Source organism: Dolichospermum planctonicum, assembly GCF_005402965.1.
In the GTDB taxonomy this organism is placed as follows: domain Bacteria; phylum Cyanobacteriota; class Cyanobacteriia; order Cyanobacteriales; family Nostocaceae; genus Dolichospermum; species Dolichospermum planctonicum.
In genome coordinates, this window is sequence record NZ_BJCF01000103.1 from 1 (window position 1) to 1917 (window position 1917).

Here is a 1917-nt window from a genome sequence, read left to right on the forward strand (position 1 = left end):
AGGCTAAACCCCCCCTACCTTTAACTATTAATGAATTTTGTCCTTGACGGCAAGAATTGGTGACAATAGCAGCAGTAAGTAAATTTTCAGGTAAATCAATTAATCCTTGACTAGGATCTACTTCTGGTGTCTTTGTGTCTACAACTCCATTCACACCCGTTTCCGAACTAGCGCTGATTTGATTATCTTTATACCCGAATATTCCCTGGGTGGTAATCTTGATATTGCCACCTGCACCTTGCTTTGCATTGGTACTAATTCTATTTTCACCACTATTACCAATGATAAATTTAGTATTAATTGTCACATTACCACCATTACCATTTTCCCCCGCACTAGCTTCAATTTTGCTATTATTTTGACGGATAGTATCGGGAATATTCAGGGTGATATTACCGCCCTGACCACTTTTGGTACTGGCTGAGATGGTAGAATTATTCAGATTTAGGTTATCTCCTGTTAGGGTAATATTACCACCGTCGCCTGATCCTTGACTATTCACAGTGATTTGAGAACCATCCAATTCTATCAATGTGGGGTCAATGTTAATGTTTCCTGCTTTTCCCGTAGAATCTGAAGTAGCCCCGGAGGAGATGGTGCTATTGGTTAATTTAAGGTTGTCTGTGATTTTAAATGTAATGTCCCCCGCATTACCTTTGTTGCTAGTTGAAGTAACTATTTGTAGTCCATTAGACAGGTTTAAGTTATTAGATCTGATCTCTATTGTACCCGCACTACCAGTATTTAATGTTGATGCTTCGATTGTTCCCTTACCCTGAATATTAATCTTTTGAGGAGCAGTAATCTTGACATTTCCCCCTGAACCCTGGGCTGCTGTAGAGGCAGAAATAATAGTTTTGTCGCCAACGTTAATATTTAGGTTGGGGTTATTATATGTGGTAATATCTATATTACCACCTTTGCCTGAGCCACTGGTATTTGAGGTAATCCTACTGTAGTTGTTGTAGTCCCTATTATATCCAGCAATATTGATATTGTCAGCTTCAATCCTAATATTACCAGCATTACCCTTGTCCTCAGTATTAGCGCTGATATAACCACCTTCCAAATTTAGAGTAGGAGTGGTAATAGTGATCTTACCTGCTGTACCAGTACCGCCATATAATACGCTACTGGATATCGCCCCCCTGTTTGATATGTTTACTCCTTCACCTCCTATGGCTTCAATCCTAATATTACCAGCATTACCCTTGTACTCAGTATTAGCGCTGATATAACCACCTTCCAAATTTAGAGTAGGAGTGGTAATAGTGATGTTCCCAGCGTCCGCAACATTTTCTTCATCATAAAAGCTGTAAGTCTCACTGGATATTCTTCCTCCATTCTTGACTGTGACATCATTAGAAGCGTTGATTGTAATACTTCCGAGCTGACTTTTACCAATTGTGTTATTGTTATTACCACTAATACTATTAGAAGTGCCAGCAAAGACACTAGTATTAATCGTACTACCATTTTTCAAGGTTAAAGATGAACTGTGAATATTAATATCCCCAGCATTCCCCTTACTAAACTCGTCTACAATATTAGCAATAACCGCATTATCTAGGGTGACTTGCTCAATATTATTAATCTCAATATTCCCTGCTTGAGCATTTACTGAACCTAAATTCTTTTGTATCCCCCCACGCACCCTACTATTCTCATTCACATTCAAATTTCGGGAATTTATGGTAATACTACCACCACCAGCAGCACGGACATTGATTTCAGCACCATTACTTAAACTGACATTTCCCCTAGTCACACCTTGAGGAAAGGTTGAGTAAAAATTTTCGTTGAAATTAACAGTTCCCGTCTGAGTTAAACCACCCAATTGTACCCGACTTCCCGGTGATAAAATTCCCGCTCTCAATCCTTCTGCATTAACACCATTACCATTAATATTGACATTAC

The 1917-nt window shown here is 38.9% G+C and carries 1 protein-coding gene; it reads right to left on the minus strand.

What is annotated here, in order from left to right; all coding sequences use genetic code 11:
• The coding region (locus FFO06_RS21275; protein WP_162501220.1) for a beta strand repeat-containing protein at positions 1 to 1917 on the minus strand (1917 nt) is incomplete at both ends.